Source organism: Bacillus litorisediminis, from assembly GCF_022808645.1.
GTDB lineage: Bacteria > Bacillota > Bacilli > Bacillales > JC228 > Bacillus_BF > Bacillus_BF litorisediminis.
On sequence record NZ_JAKZKT010000017.1, the window covers coordinates 15620 to 32954 of the forward strand.

At 36.7% G+C, this 17335-nt stretch carries 14 protein-coding genes; 3 read left to right on the plus strand and 11 right to left on the minus strand.

All coding sequences use genetic code 11. The features are described from left to right. Positions 1-302: 302 nt before the first annotated feature. Complete coding sequence (locus tag MLE14_RS10490; RefSeq protein WP_243298323.1) at positions 303-2507, minus strand: PAS domain-containing sensor histidine kinase; 2205 nt, start codon at positions 2505-2507, stop codon at positions 303-305. 166 nt (positions 2508-2673) lie between these two features. Between MLE14_RS10490 and MLE14_RS10495 the strand changes: the two genes are divergently transcribed. Beyond that, entirely contained in the window at positions 2674-3732 is a 1059-nt protein-coding gene (locus tag MLE14_RS10495; protein WP_243298324.1) for an acyltransferase family protein, read from the plus strand. Positions 3733-3826: 94 nt separating this feature from the next. Further along, complete coding sequence (locus MLE14_RS10500; RefSeq protein ID WP_243298325.1) at positions 3827-5605, plus strand: B12-binding domain-containing radical SAM protein; 1779 nt, start codon at positions 3827-3829, stop codon at positions 5603-5605. Positions 5606-5646: 41 nt separating this feature from the next. Here the strand turns inward: MLE14_RS10500 and MLE14_RS10505 are convergent, their stop codons facing one another. From MLE14_RS10505 to MLE14_RS10515, 3 genes are all read right to left on the minus strand, one after another. Next, positions 5647-5799, minus strand: a complete 153-nt coding sequence (locus MLE14_RS10505; protein WP_243298326.1) for a hypothetical protein — start codon at positions 5797-5799, stop codon at positions 5647-5649. After that, a complete protein-coding gene (locus MLE14_RS10510; RefSeq protein ID WP_243298327.1) occupies positions 5799-5960 on the minus strand; it encodes a hypothetical protein in 162 nt (53 codons plus the stop codon). The genes MLE14_RS10505 and MLE14_RS10510 overlap by 1 nt, the downstream gene beginning before the upstream one ends. Positions 5961-6036: 76 nt before the next feature. Then, positions 6037-7395, minus strand: coding sequence for a TrkH family potassium uptake protein (locus MLE14_RS10515; protein ID WP_243298328.1), 1359 nt, complete (start codon positions 7393-7395; stop codon positions 6037-6039). 219 nt (positions 7396-7614) lie between these two features. Here MLE14_RS10515 and MLE14_RS10520 point away from each other — a divergent pair, with 219 nt between their 5' ends. Continuing rightward, positions 7615-7812, plus strand: a complete 198-nt coding sequence (locus MLE14_RS10520; RefSeq protein WP_243298329.1) for an alpha/beta-type small acid-soluble spore protein — start codon at positions 7615-7617, stop codon at positions 7810-7812. 178 nt (positions 7813-7990) lie between these two features. Here the strand turns inward: MLE14_RS10520 and MLE14_RS10525 are convergent, their stop codons facing one another. The 7 genes from MLE14_RS10525 to MLE14_RS10550 form a co-directional block, all read right to left on the minus strand. Further along, complete coding sequence (locus MLE14_RS10525; RefSeq protein WP_243298330.1) at positions 7991-9064, minus strand: anti-sigma factor domain-containing protein; 1074 nt, start codon at positions 9062-9064, stop codon at positions 7991-7993. Further along, entirely contained in the window at positions 9057-9794 is a 738-nt protein-coding gene (gene sigI, locus MLE14_RS10530; RefSeq protein WP_243298331.1) for an RNA polymerase sigma-I factor, read from the minus strand. Before sigI ends, MLE14_RS10525 begins: the two co-directional genes overlap by 8 nt. Before the next feature lie 170 nt (positions 9795-9964). After that, on the minus strand, positions 9965-11059 hold the full coding sequence (locus MLE14_RS10535; protein WP_243298332.1) for a DUF5667 domain-containing protein: 1095 nt from the start codon (positions 11057-11059) through the stop codon (positions 9965-9967). Positions 11060-11306: 247 nt separating this feature from the next. Further along, on the minus strand, positions 11307-11780 hold the full coding sequence (locus tag MLE14_RS10540; RefSeq protein ID WP_243298333.1) for a hypothetical protein: 474 nt from the start codon (positions 11778-11780) through the stop codon (positions 11307-11309). 171 nt (positions 11781-11951) lie between these two features. Then, positions 11952-12086, minus strand: coding sequence for a hypothetical protein (locus MLE14_RS22460; RefSeq protein WP_279326177.1), 135 nt, complete (start codon positions 12084-12086; stop codon positions 11952-11954). A gap of 194 nt (positions 12087-12280) precedes the next feature. Beyond that, positions 12281-15493, minus strand: a complete 3213-nt coding sequence (locus tag MLE14_RS10545) for an efflux RND transporter permease subunit (protein ID WP_243298334.1) — start codon at positions 15491-15493, stop codon at positions 12281-12283. A 161-nt stretch (positions 15494-15654) separates the two neighbouring features. Further along, positions 15655-17229, minus strand: a complete 1575-nt coding sequence (locus MLE14_RS10550; protein ID WP_243298335.1) for a peptide chain release factor 3 — start codon at positions 17227-17229, stop codon at positions 15655-15657. Positions 17230-17335: the final 106 nt, after the last annotated feature.

The window sequence follows — 17335 nt, forward strand, 5'->3', positions numbered from 1 at the left end:
TTTTGAATTATTACAAATTATTCTATTTTTGTAAATAGATTCGCAAAACTAGACAATCCTTCTAAGGATTCGTCAAAATTTCCTATAAAGATAAACGAATTAAGGGATAATTCGACAAAAAATGCTTATATTCATACAGTAATCTAGTTAAAAAGCACTAAAATGAGAAGGTTTTAAATCAAATAAAAAAATATAGCCATTTAGACCTGTTTCATAAAATGATTAAATAGACCTGTTATTCTTATACATCTAGAAAAAGTCCCAAAAAAAAGAGACTACCCTAATAGGTATTCCCGAAGTCATTAAGGATGATTCGATTCTCTTTCTCTAATTGGTAAAATGATATGGAAGACAGTTCCATCTCCTACTTCACTTTCAACCTCAATTAATCCCGAGTGCTCTTCAATAATTTTATAACTAACCATTAACCCCAGGCCGGTACCTCTTTCCTTTGTGGTGTAAAAAGGCTCTCCCAGTTTTTTAAGTCTTTCTTTCGAAATACCGCTGCCTTCATCCCTAATAGATATGCGAATTGTATGATTGATATATTTTTGAATAGTTACAGTGATCACGCCACCCTTAGGCATGGCTTCAATTGCGTTTTTTATTATATTTATAAACACCTGTTTTAATTGATTTGGTTCACAATAAATTTTAGGAATGTCCCGATAGAAAATAGTTTGAAATTGCACATTGTGCATCATGGCTTGAGCATGTAAAAGCTCTAATGTTTCTTTCATAATCTGGACAATATCTTTTTTTAAATAATGAACAGCTTGAGGTTTAGCCAGAACAAGAAATTCAGTAATAATGGATTCAATCCTTTGAAGCTCAGAAGTAATGACATTAAAATACATCGAATGGTCTTCCTTGACACTGCTTTGAAGCAGCTGGATAAATCCTTTCAAGGCAGTCATCGGATTCCTGATCTCATGGGCAATGCCTGCCGCCAGTTCACCTACTACATTTAAGGTATCTGATTTACGCAATTGCTCTTGCATTTCCAGCCTTTCTGTAACATCCCGGAAGATGGTTAAATTTAACCCCTTTAAGATATTAAGCTTGGTCGAAAATTCAATATGTTTTTTCCTTTTATTAATTAGGGTAATCGATAAATTGCCATGATCATGTCCCTTTTGTCTTAAGGCTCCCAAATGTCGTTTAATCTCCCGAAAACCTTCAATTTTATTTCCTAATAATTGATTGAATTTTTTTCCTAGACAATCCTTTTTCTCAAGTTCTAATATTTTTGTCCCATTATGATTAATATCAACAATTTGATAATTATCTGTCCAAAGTATAAAACCATCTAGAGACCCTTCAAAGATTCTCCGGAACTTTTGCTCACTTTCTCGGAGTTCTTTTTCCATTTGACGCTGTTCGCTTACATTGCGCAAAATCGTCATGTTATACCCATCAATGGAATGGGATCTGGAGGTAAATTCAATCAGCTTCATTTGGCCATTTGGCATTAAAAATAATGTTTCGGCCCGGATCCCGTCAGATTGATTCAATCTATTGAAGATGCTCTTATAGTGCTCATCTTTTTTGTAGACAAAGTCATCTAATTTTTTCGTCAGCAGTTCTTCATATGTACACTCAAATAAACGGCAGGCCGCTTCATTGGCTTTGACAATTCTAAAAGAATGGTCCCAAAGAACAATTGCATCAAGCGCGCCTTCAAATAAATCTGCAAATAGCTGCTCATTTTTCTTAATTTTAACTTCCATTTCTTTTTTCTCGGTGATATCTCTCATTATTGACATATAAAGACCATTATGGATATTAGAACTTGTGCTAAATTCAAATATACATTGAGTATCACCCATTTTAAACGGGAGCTCACCCTTAGCAATCCCCATTTCCATTAAATGCTTCCATTGTTTGCAAAGCTTATAATGAAAATCGCTTGGAACCATTTCTTCTAGCTTTCGGCCAATAATTTTTTCCTTTGTCGTATTCAAGCTTTTTGTAAAAGAAGGATTCACATCCACAATAATGCCATCCTTGTTAAAAAAGACAATCCCATCCACTGCTCTTTTGAAAACGTCACTGAACATATGACTAGTAATCGCTTGTTCTCTTTCCATTTCTCTGCTAAAGGAGATATCTCTTATAATCATTAAATCATGTTTGGGTTTAACCACATTTATCCCTATATATTGGACATGCTTAACTTTACTGTTCCCTAATGTTAATAAAAGTTCATCAACATGCTGCCCATTGGCTTTCAGTTGACTTCTTTGGTGGTTATAGATCTCCTTTGGCACCAGTGATAAAAAATCTAAAATACTTTTCCGAAGTAATGTTTCTTCATTTTCTTCAAATAATTGAACAGCAGCCTGATTTACTTCTACTATTTTTAAATCCTCCTGAAGCAGGATCGCGGCGTCTAAGGAATTTTGATAAAAGGTATTTGTAATGGAAACCCTCTCTTCTAATTCTTTTACTCGCTTTTTTAGCCTTGCATACTCCTCTTTTCCTATAATGGGAAACTGTTCGTTCAAGCCTGTACACCCCTTACCAAAAAACGTTCCTTTTTTTACTTAGTTCGACAATTTTTCAAAAAATCCTTTATTCCTATAATGATTTGAAAGGATAAAATTGGATGCTTGTTTGATGTTAAAAAAGGGAATACAATGATACAGTTAATTTTATAAATGAGGGATGTTTATGACACGCCATGCATTTTTTGACAACGCCAAGTTCATTTTAATTTTCCTCGTTGTTTTTGGTCACTTGATTCAAAGCTATATAGAGGATTTTTATATGGTATCGATCCTTTATAAGGTCATCTATACCTTTCATATGCCAGCTTTTATTCTTATTTCCGGTTTTTTCGCCAAAGGATTTAAGGAACCGGGGTATATTAAAAAGTTAAGCATGAAATTGCTTTTGCCTTATTTCATTTTTCAGCTATTATATTCCGTCTATTATTACTTTTTACTCGATAGAAGCACCCTTGTCACAGATCCTTTTAATCCGCAATGGTCACTTTGGTTTCTGATCAGTCTATTCTTCTGGAATCTGATGTTATTTCTATATACAAAATGGAAACCTCTTGTTGCCTTAACAATTGCCTGTGGAGTGGCACTTCTTGTCGGCTATGTCGACTGGATCGGAAATTATTTAAGTCTATCCAGAACCTTTGTCTTCTTTCCATTCTTTTTGCTTGGGTATTATATGGATAAAAGGCATTTTGAAAAATGCTGGTCATGGAAGCCAAGAATTGCAGCTTTAATGATTATGATTACTGTCACTGCCTTTTTTATCATTTTTCCTGACTTAAATGAAAAATGGCTACTTGGTTCAAAAGCATATGTTGAGTTAGGCGCATTCGGACTAGAAGGTATGTTGAATCGGTTATTTTTATTCGGAATCAGCTTAATCATGTGCTATAGCTTTTTCTCATTTGTTCCAACCGGAAAAACATTTTTTACAAATCTAGGGAGAAACACCTTATATGTATATCTTCTTCATGGCTTTTTTGTCCGAACCTTTAGAGTTAGTGAAATAAAAGATGAGGTTCAAACCGTTGAAAATCTCGTATGGATTATCCTAATCTCGATTTTTCTGACATGGTTTTTATCAACAAAAATAGTTACCGCCATATTCCAGCCTTTTATTGAACTAAAAATAAGGCGATTCAAAGAATTTATGGTAACAGGTAAAGAAAAAATAATATTTTTCATTACTCCAAAACATCCTCACAGTAAAAATAAGGATTTATAGAACAAGCTTGTTCTGGCTCCTGAACCTTGTATATCAGGAGCCTTTTCGTTTACAATAAATGAGGTTTATACCTTTTAAAAGGAGTCGTAAAGTCTTGAAAACCGTACTAGCCTCACTTAATGCAAAATATATTCATACGAATTTAGCCATTCGTTATTTAAAAGCATATGCTGCTCCAGAATTTGATATTGAATTAGCAGAATATACAATCAAAGATCCTGAAATGAATATTGTAACCGATCTTTACAATCGGAAACCTGACATAATCGGCTTTAGCTGTTATATATGGAATATCGAAGAAACAATTCGGGTCGTAAAAATGCTAAAAAAAATAAATCCACATTTATTTATCGTATTGGGCGGACCGGAAGTAACTTACGATGTGCCTGAATGGCTAGAACGGCTTCCTGAGGTTGATGTAATTGCCCTCGGGGAAGGAGAAGAAACATTTAAGCAGCTTCTTGAAGCTTTAAATAGAGGCGATTCCTTAGATACTGTCTTTGGAATTGCTTATATCAATGAGGAAGGCAAGCTTAAAGTAAACCCGCAGCGCAATAAATTAGATCTGCGCAGTTTGCCTTCTCCGTTTCGTTTCAAGGAGGATATTCCGCATTTATCAAAAAGAGTAACTTATATCGAAACTAGCCGCGGTTGTCCGTTTAGCTGCCAATTTTGTCTCTCTTCAATCGAAGTAGGGGTCCGTTATTTTGACCGTGAAAAAATTAAAGCTGACATTCGATATTTAATGGAAAACGGGGCAAAGACGATTAAATTTGTAGACCGAACCTTTAATATTAGCCGAAGTTATGCGATGGAAATGTTTCAATTTCTTATTGATGAACACCGCCCTGGAACCGTATTTCAATTTGAAATAACTGGGGATATTATGCGACCTGAAGTCATTGATTTTCTAAATAAGGAAGCACCCCCAGGATTATTCCGATTTGAAATTGGCGTTCAGTCAACCAATGATCACACCAATGAATTAGTGAAGAGGCGGCAGAATTTCGAAAAATTAACAAGAACCGTTACCATGGTTAAACAAGGCGGCAAAATTGATCAGCACCTTGACTTAATCGCTGGACTGCCTGAAGAAAATTATGATTCGTTCCGCAATACCTTTAACGATGTGTTTGCACTTCGGCCGGAGGAGCTTCAATTAGGTTTTCTGAAATTGCTAAGAGGAACAGGTTTGCGCCAAGATGCAAAAAAGTATGGATATGTGTATATGGAACATGCCCCATATGAAATGCTTAGCAACAAAGTTCTTTCATTCGCTGAAATCATTAAAATTAAACAAGTTGAAGATGTCCTCGAAAAATATTGGAATGATCACCGCATGGACCTTACCATCGAGTATCTTGTCCAGCATGTGTATGAAACGCCTTTTGATTTCTTTCAAGAGTTTGGTGCTTTTTGGGAGAAACAAGGCTGGTCAAGAATAGGTCATCAATTAGAAGATTTATTTAAAAGACTGAATCAATTTTTAATCCATCAACAAATAGAACAGCTATCTATTGTACAAGGCATGATGAAATGGGATTACTTAACAAACCAGCGCTACAAACCGCGGCATTCATGGTGGAAGGATGGAATCAGTAAAGAAGAAAAGCAGCAGGTTATTCATAGCATGGCTGCAAACCCATCATTAGTATCAAGAGAATTTGCCATCTTAAGCCTATCAGAGAAAGATTTATTCAAACATGCAGCCGTTGAACGATTCCCTTTTAGTATGGAAAAGTATTTAGAAAGCGGAGAAATTTTATTTAACCCAGAATACGGTGTCATCATTTACAATGGAGATAAAATGGAGAAAAAAACGTTCTTCCTATCTCAAAAAAAGCTAGTACATGCTTTAACCGCATCCATATAAAAATAATGAGCTGACCCATTTGAGAATGAGTCAGCTCATTTTTATAATCCTCCGCAACCTCTTGTTTTTTCTTTTTTGTCGGGGGACTGCTTTGTCATATGTCTGATTTCATAAGCTTTTGCTGCATTAAAATCGCCAAATTCATTTCCAAATTCAACCCGTTGTTTGGCTCCCTTGTCTTTTTCCCTCTGCATTATACTCTCCCTTTTCTACCCTGTTTAGAATTTCGGTTTGCACCTTTTATTGGTTCCTCTCCTTGAGCAAATTCTGCGCTAAATTCCATTTCCTCTTTATTCTTATATGGAGTTTTACTGCTTTTTATGGCTGCGTCGTACTCAGCTTTTCTTTTTGCCATGTAAACTCTCCCTCCTTGTACCCCTATCTATAAGATGTGTAAAAGAATAAGTTTTCATGGCAGTAATTCTTTCCAATTAACCGATAATGACCCGTTCTTTTGGATAATGGTAATTCACATTATTATTTCTCCCGCCTAACATAAACAGAAAGGCTAATATCCCAATTCTTCCGACAAACATGAGAAACATAATGACAATCTTTCCAAAGGTTGATAAATCACTCGTGATCCCCATGGAAAGACCTGTCGTACCGAATGCAGAGGCAACTTCAAATATGATAGGCATTAAGCCCATCTCTTTTTCTGAAATAGAAAGGGCCACCACACTCATGAAACAAATCAGACCAGCCATCATCGTAACTGCAAGTGATTTATAGAGATCTTCCTCGTGTATTTCTCTGCGGAAAACTTTAATCGATTTTCGGCCCTTTGCAAATGAGTAAAGAAATAACAGGTTCAATGCGAATGTAGTGGTTCGAATCCCACCCCCTACAGAACTAGGGGAAGCCCCGATAAACATAAGAGCTGACATAACTAAAAGGGTAGGTGTGGTAAATTCGCTGACGTCCATCGTAGCTAAACCGCTGCTTTTCGTTGTTGATGATTGAAAAAGAGCATAAAAAAAACTTTGGTGCCAACTTTTATTGCTTAAGAATGCATTTTGTTCCAACAACAGAATCATAATGGTACCAAATACTAATAGTCCAAAAAAGGTAATGGTAGTTAGCTTTGTATAAAGGGAAAATCTAAATTTAACAGTGGTGCTTTTATGAAACAAAAAATTCTTTACTTCAATTAATACCGGAAAACCTATTGCCCCTAGGGTAAGCAAAATGATATTAATAAACTGAACAAAATAATCGTTCGCAAACGGTATTAATGAGGCCCCGGTTATATCGAATCCGGCATTAGTCGTTGCACTTACAGAAGCAAAAAGACCTTGCAAAAAGGCTATCTTCCAATTAGGGAAATAATCCAGAAAGTAAATCCCCAATATAAGAGCACCCGCTAATTCAATCAAGATAATCAAAATTAATATTTGTTTTAAAAGGTTTACCATTCCAGCCAGGTTTGTTTGGTTTTGATCAGTCATCATGAGGCGTCGCTCTTTAAGGCCAATCTTTTTCCCCAGTATCATCCAAAAAAACGTTCCTAATGTCATGACTCCAACTCCGCCAAACTGGAGGACAAACATCAGAATAAAAATTCCTTCAGTTGAAAAGGTTTCAGACACATTAATGGTTGTAAGACCTGTTACACTGACGGCGCTAACTGCTGTAAAAATAGCATCGATAAAGGTCCACTCCGAATCTGGCTGATGAGCGCCAGGTAAGCTTAAAAGAATAGTGGAGACAGTTACAGCAACCAAGTAATAGGAAACGATCACTTGAAAAGGGGTTAATTTATTGAGTAACAGGAATAAACTTTTTTTCATTTCATTTAATCCTTTCAAGTGTATATAAGAGGCCAATCGTCTGATTGATACCTTTATATATACTATAAGAAAAATCGTATATTTTAAAGTCCTTTTCGTAAAATTGGCTTGCTTGCCATTTTCTTATTGTGTCCAGATAAGGGAATACATTTCTAGTCATAAAAAACATAGGGACTAACAAATACTATACATACACCTAGACCATTGGAGGTGAAAATCATGCCAAAAAGAAATGCTTTATTAGTTCCGGGTGTTGAACAATATTTAGAAAGTATTAAGTATGAAATTGCACAAGAGTTTGGAGTACAGCTTGGATCAGACTCAGTTGCCCGTGCAAATGGATCTGTTGGTGGCGAAATTACAAAACGGCTTGTAAAACAGGCACAAGCACAATTAAATAATAACCCAAATCAATAAATTCTATAAACACTGTTCAAAAAACATCTAATACTATTTAAAAGGAACTAGGCAGCTGCTGATGGAGGAGTTTGCCTAGTTCTGCTTATACTTTGAACTGGATTTCGCTTTCTGAATTACTTTGGTATTAAAAAGAAAAAAGCCAACCATGAATGGCGGCTTTTTACAAATATTTATATTATTTTCCATGATTAGCTTTGTTATTTTTTTTGTTATTTTCTCCACTTTCATTGTTATTGCTACTATTTATCTTATTTCCTTCATTCCCCTTATTTCCATTTTCCCCATTATTATCATTCTGATTTCCGCTGTCTTTTTCATTCTTGTTTGCAGCGGCATTAGAGTCTATTTCTAGGTCCTCTTCTTCTTTATTATCTGTATCTTCACTTTTATTTTTTTTGTCCTGTCCTTTTTCTTTTTCATTATGTTTTGAGTTAGTTGGACTCGTTTGTTCATTTGATTGGTTTGGCTGAGAACCTTTCCTATTCATAGAAGAGTTACCCCTCTTAACGTCTTCTATGTGTTCTTGATTTACAGTTTCTTTGTTTCCTTTATCTTTCTGATGATCTTTATTATTTGATTCTTTTGCTTTATTTTCGATCCTGGTTTCAATCAATTTACCTGTCGAAATTCCTGCATTGATGGCCTTTTCCCGGTCTTCTTCTGTTCCTTCAAACCATTTTACTTGGATATTTTCTTTTTCGATTTCTTCTTGAACCTCTTCTATTTCCACTTCAAATTCTTTTTCTTCCTTCTCTTCGACAAGTACGGTAGAAAGAATAACGGTTTGTTCAGATGTTAAAAACCCCTCTGATTGACTTTCTTTTATAAGAGAACTAGTCACAATTTTAAGCGGCTGGTCTTCCCAATTTTTATAATGTGCGAGAACTTTTTCTGCCTCTTCATTTAGTGGTGCGATCTCGATAATGTTTAATTCATCATCGAGTTTCAGCTCAAAACTAGGATTAATATCTACCGTCACATAAGCGTATACCTTTTGTTCAGACACTCCAAAATTAAACAAAAATGAAGCAAGCAGTAAAACTATTGCTGCAGCGGAAGCCATCCAGACTTTTGAAGGAGGAGAAAATAATCTCTTAGACTTAGCTTTTGTCTCTACAGAATCAATCAGTATTTCATCGCCTAACTGATAATGGACATAATCCTTTTTATGAGTGGTCAAAAATTGACCATCATTGGTTAAAACAATGACCGTTTTGTCATGAATATCCATTATGATTCCTTTACTCATTGCTCACCGCCTCCTTCATATAATCTTTAAGAAATGGAAAATCACCGGTCAGAATTAAGGTCATTCCTATTATATATTTCCGGTTTCTTTCAATGGTTTTGCGGCTTACGCTTACGATTTTCGTTAGTTCTTTTACTGGGATCTTCTTGCTTTCAAAGAATTCTTCAAGCAGCCGTTTATTTTGAGATAATACCTTTGCCACCATAATGGCATTTGTTCTGGCATCTTGGTGCTTTGGCGTTTGGTCAACTAAATCTTGAAAGGAGATATCATAGTCTTTTAATAGATTAGTAAACGATAAAATTTCAAATCTTCTTTGATTCGATTCGTTCTGTCTTTCGTATTCTTTGATAGAAACAGATGAAAGAATGGAAGATTGTGATGGTTCATCTTCTGTTTCTTCTTCATCCATACTAATAACAGGAATCTTATTTTGTGTTCGTATATAATCGATTACTCTTCGCTGAATGATGACATTAGCAAAGGGCAAAAAGGAAGAGCCTTTGTCAACTGAAAATTGATCAATTGCATGATTAAATGCGATGAGACCAATGCTGAATTCGTCATCAGATTCCGTTACATAACGTTTACAAACCTTTGAAACCGCTTTCTTTATAAATGGCTGGTATGTTTCTAACAGCTGGTCTCTTAAATGTTCTTCGCCGTTTTGTATGGAGTCTACGATTTCTTCTATTTTTAAACTTTTTCGATTCGTAAACAATTTCAGCATTCGTCTCACCTCAAGTAAAAATCATTATATCATATTTTAAATTATTGATATGATACTTGGGTGAGCAATAATAGACCCAACATTTCATCACCTAATTGAGTTGGTTGTACTCATTAGGGCCAGACCTTCTATTGGACTGGCCCCAAGAGACAAACTTATGATTTTAAGCTTTAGTTATTAGGACCTTTTCCATTTCCTTGTCCATTACCATTTGCTTTATCGTTTTCTTTGCCTTGTTTAGCTTCTTCTTTCTTTTCTTGTTTAACTTCTTCTTTTGCTGCTTTCTTTTCTTCTTTTGCTTCTTGTTTTACTTCTTTAGCTTCTTCTTTAGCCGCTTTCTTTTCTTCTTTTGCTTTATTTACAGCAGGAGATTCAACTTTTTCTTCAGTAACTGATTCATCTGTCTCTGTTGGTTCTTCTTCAACAGCAGTTTCTGTAGCTTCTGTTGTTTCTTCTGCAGCTTCTTCCGTTACATTTGTTTCTTCTGTTGTTTCATCAGTAGTAGCAGTTTCATCTGTATTAGCTGTTTCTTCAGTTTCTTCCTCAACTAGTTCTACTTCAAAGCCTAGCTTTTCCAGTTTCTTAATAATTTTTGCATACGTTTTTTCAATATTTCTTTCAAGTGCGGCACGTGCTGTTGGATTTTTAACATTTTCTAGCGCATGTGTAAGAGCTATTATGTTCTGTGTTTGAAGATCTTCAAGAGTAACTTGCAATACTTGATCTTCGGATGCTTCTTCTGTAGCTTCGTCAGTTTCTTCTTCTGTCACATCTTCTTCAGTTGCTTCGTCCTCAGTTACATCAGATGCATCATCTTCTGTACCTTCAGTTTCATCAGTACCTTCTTCTGTATTTTCTTGATCTTCAGTGGACTCATCTGTCTCTTCTTCATTTGCCGCATCTTCTTCAGCCTGAGACATATATTCTAGAGCATTATTTAATGTTTCTATAGCTAATTCTTCATCACCGGCATTAAATAGCTCTTCAGCTTCTGCAATTTTTTCTGAAGCGTATTCAGCGTATTTTTGAACCTTTTCTGTATCATCAAATGTTAGCAGTAGTGATACATTCTCAAAGAATTTATCTAAGAAATAAAAGAAATTATCTGGAGTTAACCCCGGATCAGCTGTTGTTACTTCTTCCTGCTCATTTACCTGATTAAGTGATACGCTCTCCTCGTTTGCCAAAGCAGCAGAGCTTGAAAAAATCATGGTTCCTGCAACCATTGCAGCAGATGTTTGCTTGAAATATTTCTTCCAATCCATCTTTGTCACCTCGTAAGTTTTTTATGTAGCGATCGCCTTCACTAACAGATTTCGAATCCATTCTAGCTTTTATGACGTTGCCCATTATAAAAGGTCAAAATTGTACCAAAAGACCTACCATAAATACGTTTATTCGTAAAAAAGAAAGACAAGCCTTCAATAAGAAGCTTGTCTTTATATCTATATCTGTTCTTTCTGCTTTGAGAACTGTCCTCCAAACCGAAGACCTGATCAAAACCTTTTAGAACTATGAGTGAGCATTTTCTTTCCGTCTTAATAAAATCGCACGTATCAAAAAGCCTACAGCCAAACCGGGAATCACCGAAAGCATCGGAAAAAAAATCGGACCAATAAATACGCCAAACCATTCAACCCGAACTGAATACATTAGGCCAACTGTTACAAAATACGCACTGAACGCAAAAGGTAAGTACGAATATTTTTCTTCTCTAGGCATTGCACGTCGGTACGCATCCCACATTGCAAAGAAGTAGAGACATGGATAAAACATCAGCCAGCCATAATCAATAACTTGCGCCGCTTCCCTTGTTTGGCCAAGGAAACTTAGCCTTATCGCTTCATTAAAATTACTTTGAACGTTCGTTACAAACTCTAATAGTACAAATAGCGCTCCTTTTAAAAATTGACCCCCTAATAGCTGGGCAAATCCAGGGAGAGCGACACTCCAAAGGATTGCTTCAAGCTTATCCAGTTGTTTCATTTTTTATATTCAAGTAAAGCCATATTTTTTGTAAACTCGTAAATATAACAGATAAGTCCATCGTGTCTTCTCCTTATCCAAGAGGGTCTATTGTCTGTCTATATTGTTTACGTTCTTGATTGGAAATATGTTAACAAAAAGAAGTTCGTTTAAAGAAAAAGTATTTTCTATTCATTCATTGAAAAAGATGGATTTGTGCTTCTGCCGTTTTTTGCGGACACTGGTTCCGCTATTTGTGCAGAAAAACAGTGATTTTTTGAAGATATTCACTTGAAGCCACTCTTTAATCATTTCCTCAAATTTCATTAGTAACACTCCTTTATTATTGAAAGTTAGCCAAATAAAAAACCGCTTCCATACAAACACATTAACAAAGTGTAAAAAGTATAGAAGCGGCAAATTATATGACTTACTTTTATCATTAGTTTAGCTTGGATTTAAACCTGCCTGCAATTAGCAAAATGCATATCAAGCATCTTTCAATTTCTCCGTATATCCAATCAATCATCCTGCTGTGTCGTTCTCTTTAATTTTTCGAGGCTTTCCTCCAGCAGCTTGATCACTTTTTCCGTTTCATTTTCTTCTATTGTTTCTTCTCCGTCATCTACCGTATAGTGAAGGAATTGTTTTTCTCTATTCTTTTTCTTATGATACCGCTTCATTGAACGTGTAGTCCGATCAAATAAGCTATAAACGACAGGAATAATAATAAGCGTTAAAAAAGTACTGGAAATCAGTCCGCCAATGACGGTTATTCCCATCGGCTGATTTAATTCAGTCCCTTCTCCAATTCCCATCGCAAGCGGAACAAGTCCTAAAATGGTTGTAATCGCCGTCATGAGGATTGGCCGAATTCGCACCTTTACAGATTCGACGATAGCCTCATAGGTATCAAAACCTGATTGTTTCCTCTGATTAATGTAATCTACAATAACAATCGCGTTATTAACAACAATTCCTGCTAAAACAATAACCCCAATTACAGCTGTAACACTGATTGGAGTATTGGTAATAAACAGCCCAATGCTAACTCCAATCACCATTAATGGTACAGTAAACATGATAACAAACGGTGTTTTCAATGATTCAAATTGGGCAGCCATCACTAAATAAACGAAAATAACAGCTAATACAAGAGCTAGAGCCATGTCATACATAGCATCTTCTTGCAGCTCGCGATCGCCGGAATATTCAATCGTCGTTTCGTTCGAAAGGTTTAAGTCATGTATGGCTTGATCTACCTCATTTGAGAAATCTCCTAAGTTTGTTTCAGTGGAATATTTCACTGTAAATTGAACCGCCAGTTCTTGTTCCGCCCGCTGAATAGCTGATGGACCTTCACCAGTCGTGATATTTGCAATTTGGCCAAGTGTAACATAGGTACCGGCTGGTGTTCGAATTAATAAATCATTTAAAGCATCCAGACTATTTCTTTCTGCCTCATCATATTCAACGAAAACACCGCTTACTTCCCCATCTTCCTCAACAATCTGAGTGGCTTGAACCCCTCGTGTCACATTACTTACTACTGTTGCAACCTGAGCAGGCAGCAATCCATGAGCCAAAGCTTGTTCCCGATTGATGGTAATCTGGATTTCTTCTGAAGTTTGCTCTAAATCGGTTGTTATATCCGTTACATATTCGAGATTTCCAAGGGTATCTTCAATTTTTTGAACAGCTTCATTGAGTCTCTCTTCATTTGAATCTCTCACTACAAAACTTAGTGTCTGTGGATTAGTCCCTGCTGCTGACTGAGTATAGAATCTTACTTCAGCAGTTTCATTTTCCGTTCTAGCTGTTTCTTCTATTTCTGTTCGAATATCATCGATGAATTCTAGTGTAGTGACATCTCTATCTGCAGCTTCTTTCATTTTCACATAAATTTCAGCGCGATTCGTCTCGACCGCTCCGCTAAAGGAAGATTCCTGTGTTGCGCCTATCATACTTACATACACATCTACTGCTTCCTCTTGTTTCAGCTGCTCCTCCAATGCACCAACTACATTTATTGTTTCTGCAAGAGATACACCATTTTCAAGCTCTACATTCATGGTAAAAAAGCCTTCATCGGTGCTTGGTAAAAATTGGGTGCCTACTTTAGTAAGGACAAATACACTCCCTGCTAAAATGGTCAATGTTAAAAATAGAGTGAGGAAACGGTGATGTAAGGACCAAATCACAGTTTTTTCTATACTTTTTATTAATAAAGTCTGCTGCCGTTTCTCTTCATTAACAGCATTAGGAGTCTTTAGCCATTTACTTGCTATCATTGGGACAACCGTAAGGGCAACGAGAAGAGATCCGAGCAGGCTAAAAGAAATCGTTAGCGCAAATTCTGTAAAAATATCGCCGATAATCCCTGTAATAAAGACAACCGGTATAAATACCACAACCGTGGTCAAAGTAGAAGCCGTAATAGCCGATGCAATTTCTTTAGCTCCGTCTAGAGCTGCATCCTTAGGAGACTTACCCATTCCAAGATGACGGTTAATATTTTCAATCACCACTATTGCATTGTCTACTAGCATCCCGATCCCTAATGCAAGTGCCCCCATCGTCATGATATTTAAAGTAAAATCGGAAAAATACATCAGAACAAATGTCAAAATCACCGAATAAGGAATTGCAATTCCAATAATAATCGGGCTTTTTACATTACGTAAAAATAGGAACAAAACAAGCATTGCCAGCGCTCCACCGACTAATAAGGAGTTCGTAATATTTCCAATCGCGATTTGGATGTATTCGCCTTGGTCGAATAAAATATCAGCTTCTAATTCCTTATACTGATCATGTTTCAATATTTCTTGGAGCGAATCTTGAAATTCAGCAGAAACATTAGCTGTATTCGCATCTGATTCCTGCAAGACACTAATTAATACAGCAGGCTGGCCATCCGCTCGAGTAATGGCACTTTGATTTCTCACCTGTTTTTCAACAGTTGCCACATCGCTTAACAGAACATTCTCTCCTGTTACAGGGTTCGTTCTAACAACCAGATTAGAGATATCTTCAATCGACTGTAACTGACTGATGATCCGGGTTGTTAGCTGCTGGCGATCGGTAACTACTGGGTCTCCAGGCAACGAAATATCATTGGCCCTTAACACAGAGACAATCTCATCTTGTGATAAATGATGGGCTCGAAGCCGGTCCTGATTTAACGTGACAATGATATCATCAGTTGTAATTCCTGAAATGCTTACATTTGCAACACCATCGACTCTCTCCAAATCTATTTTCAATTCGTTGGCCAAATGATTTAGATCGCTTTGCTGTCCCTCTTTCCCTTTAAGCGAAAATTGAATAATCGGAAACTGTGAAGGATCAAATTTCATAAATCTCGGCTCCACTTCATCAGGTAAAGAGGTTTGATTCATTCTCATAATGACATCGTTTTGAATTTCATCAATCGAAGTCGACCATGAAAACTCTAAAAGAATCAGATTGGAACCTTCTTGCGAAGTGGATTGAATCGACTGAATTCCCGGAAGTGTTGTCAGGCTAGCTTCTAATGGTTTGGTTACCTGCTCCAATACCTCCTGCGGACCAGCACCGGGGTAATTTGCGACCACTACCGCAATGGGAGGATTTAAATCTGGGATAAGCTTAAGAGGGATTCTTAGTACGGATACTCCTCCCAAAATCAATATCAAAAGCATCGTCACAAGGGTAAAGATCGGTCTCTTAATAGAAAACTTGCTAATATTCAAGAAAATCCTCTCCTAGCAGGTTATTAATAAGAATGGAGAATATTTATGTATAAGCTTATGCGGTCATGAATTTTTCTAGTGTTAAACTTGCTATTACTATACCTTTGTGTAAAAAACCGACCCTTTGCTTTTTCAAAAATCAGGGTCGGCATGATGTACAGCTAGCTTCGGTCTTCCATTGGCTGGAATAACGAAATCGTCGGATTTTTTTCTTGGAACCAGCGCAGTGCAAAGTCATTCTCAAACAAAAACACAAATCGGTCGTATCGATCTTTTACTAACATACTCCTTTGGCTCGATAGCTTATCATCAACCTTCTCAGAGTCTACCCATCTTGCTATTTTATGTCCCATCGGTTCCATTAAAATATCAACATTATACTCATTCTTTAATCGATGTTCAAAAACTTCGAATTGAAGCTGACCAACAGCTCCTAAAATATACTCATCAGTTCTCGCTGTTTTAAATAACTGAATCGCTCCCTCTTGTACAAGCTGCTGCATTCCTTTATGGAAATGCTTTTGCTTCAGCGCATTTTTTGCCGTTACCTTCACAAAAAGCTCTGGCGTAAATTGCGGAAGCCGTTCAAAATCGAATGTTTGTTTTCCGGCAACTAACGTATCCCCAATCTGATAGGTCCCTGTATCATATAAACCAATAATATCTCCCGCAACCGCTTCATTTACAGTCATTCGGTCATCAGCCAAAAATTGAGTTGACTGAGAAAGTTTAATATTCTTCCCAGTCCTGGCAAGAGTAACAGACATTCCGCGTTCAAATTTACCTGAACAAATTCGAATAAATGCAATACGGTCACGGTGTGCTGGATTCATATTCGCTTGTATTTTAAAAATGAAACCTGAAAAATCATCAGATAATGGGTCGACCACACCGGCTGTAGAATTTCTGCCCTTTGGAGGAGGCGCAAATTGCAGATACGTTTCTAAGAAGGTTTGCACCCCAAATAAATTAAGAGCACTTCCAAAAAAGACAGGTGTTAATTGGCCTTGATCAATGGCTTCTTTAGAAAAAGGGTTGCCAGCTTCATTCAAAAGCTCTATTTCTTCTAATGCTTGCTGGTAGACAGGGGACTCTTCGATTTCATGAGATTCCCGCAGCTTTCCGTCATCAGTTAACGGCAATTTTGTATGTTCTTTTGTTTTAAATAATTCGACCCTATTATGGTACCGATCATAAATTCCCATAAAATCCTGACCCATTCCGATTGGCCAGTTCATTGGATATGACTGAATGCCTAATACCTCTTCCAATTCTGATAAAAGTTCAAGCGGCGGTCTCCCCTGCCGATCTAATTTATTGATAAATGTAAAAATTGGAATTCCCCGCATCGAACATACTTTAAACAGTTTTAAGGTTTGTTCCTCAATACCTTTAGCGGAGTCAATGATCATGACAGCACTGTCCACAGCCATCAATGTTCGGTACGTATCTTCACTAAAGTCTTGGTGTCCAGGGGTATCCAAAATATTTACTTTAAAATCATTGTACTCAAATTGCAGAACACTCGACGTAACGGAGATTCCTCTTTGTTTTTCGATTTCCATCCAGTCACTCGTAGCATATTTTCCCGTTTTCTTTGCCTTAACTGTTCCCGCTTCTCTTATGGCACCGCCAAATAAGAGAAGTTTTTCAGTTAATGTGGTTTTCCCGGCATCCGGGTGGGATATAATCGCAAAGGTTCTTCTCGATAGAACCTCTTCCTGTAAACTTTTCATGTGTCTCTTCCCTTCTAAACATCAAAAAACTTAGCAAGTGCTAAGCCGTAAGTGCGGCTATTGCCTATGTTAACTTCCTAGACTGAATTCGATCATTTCATTATTA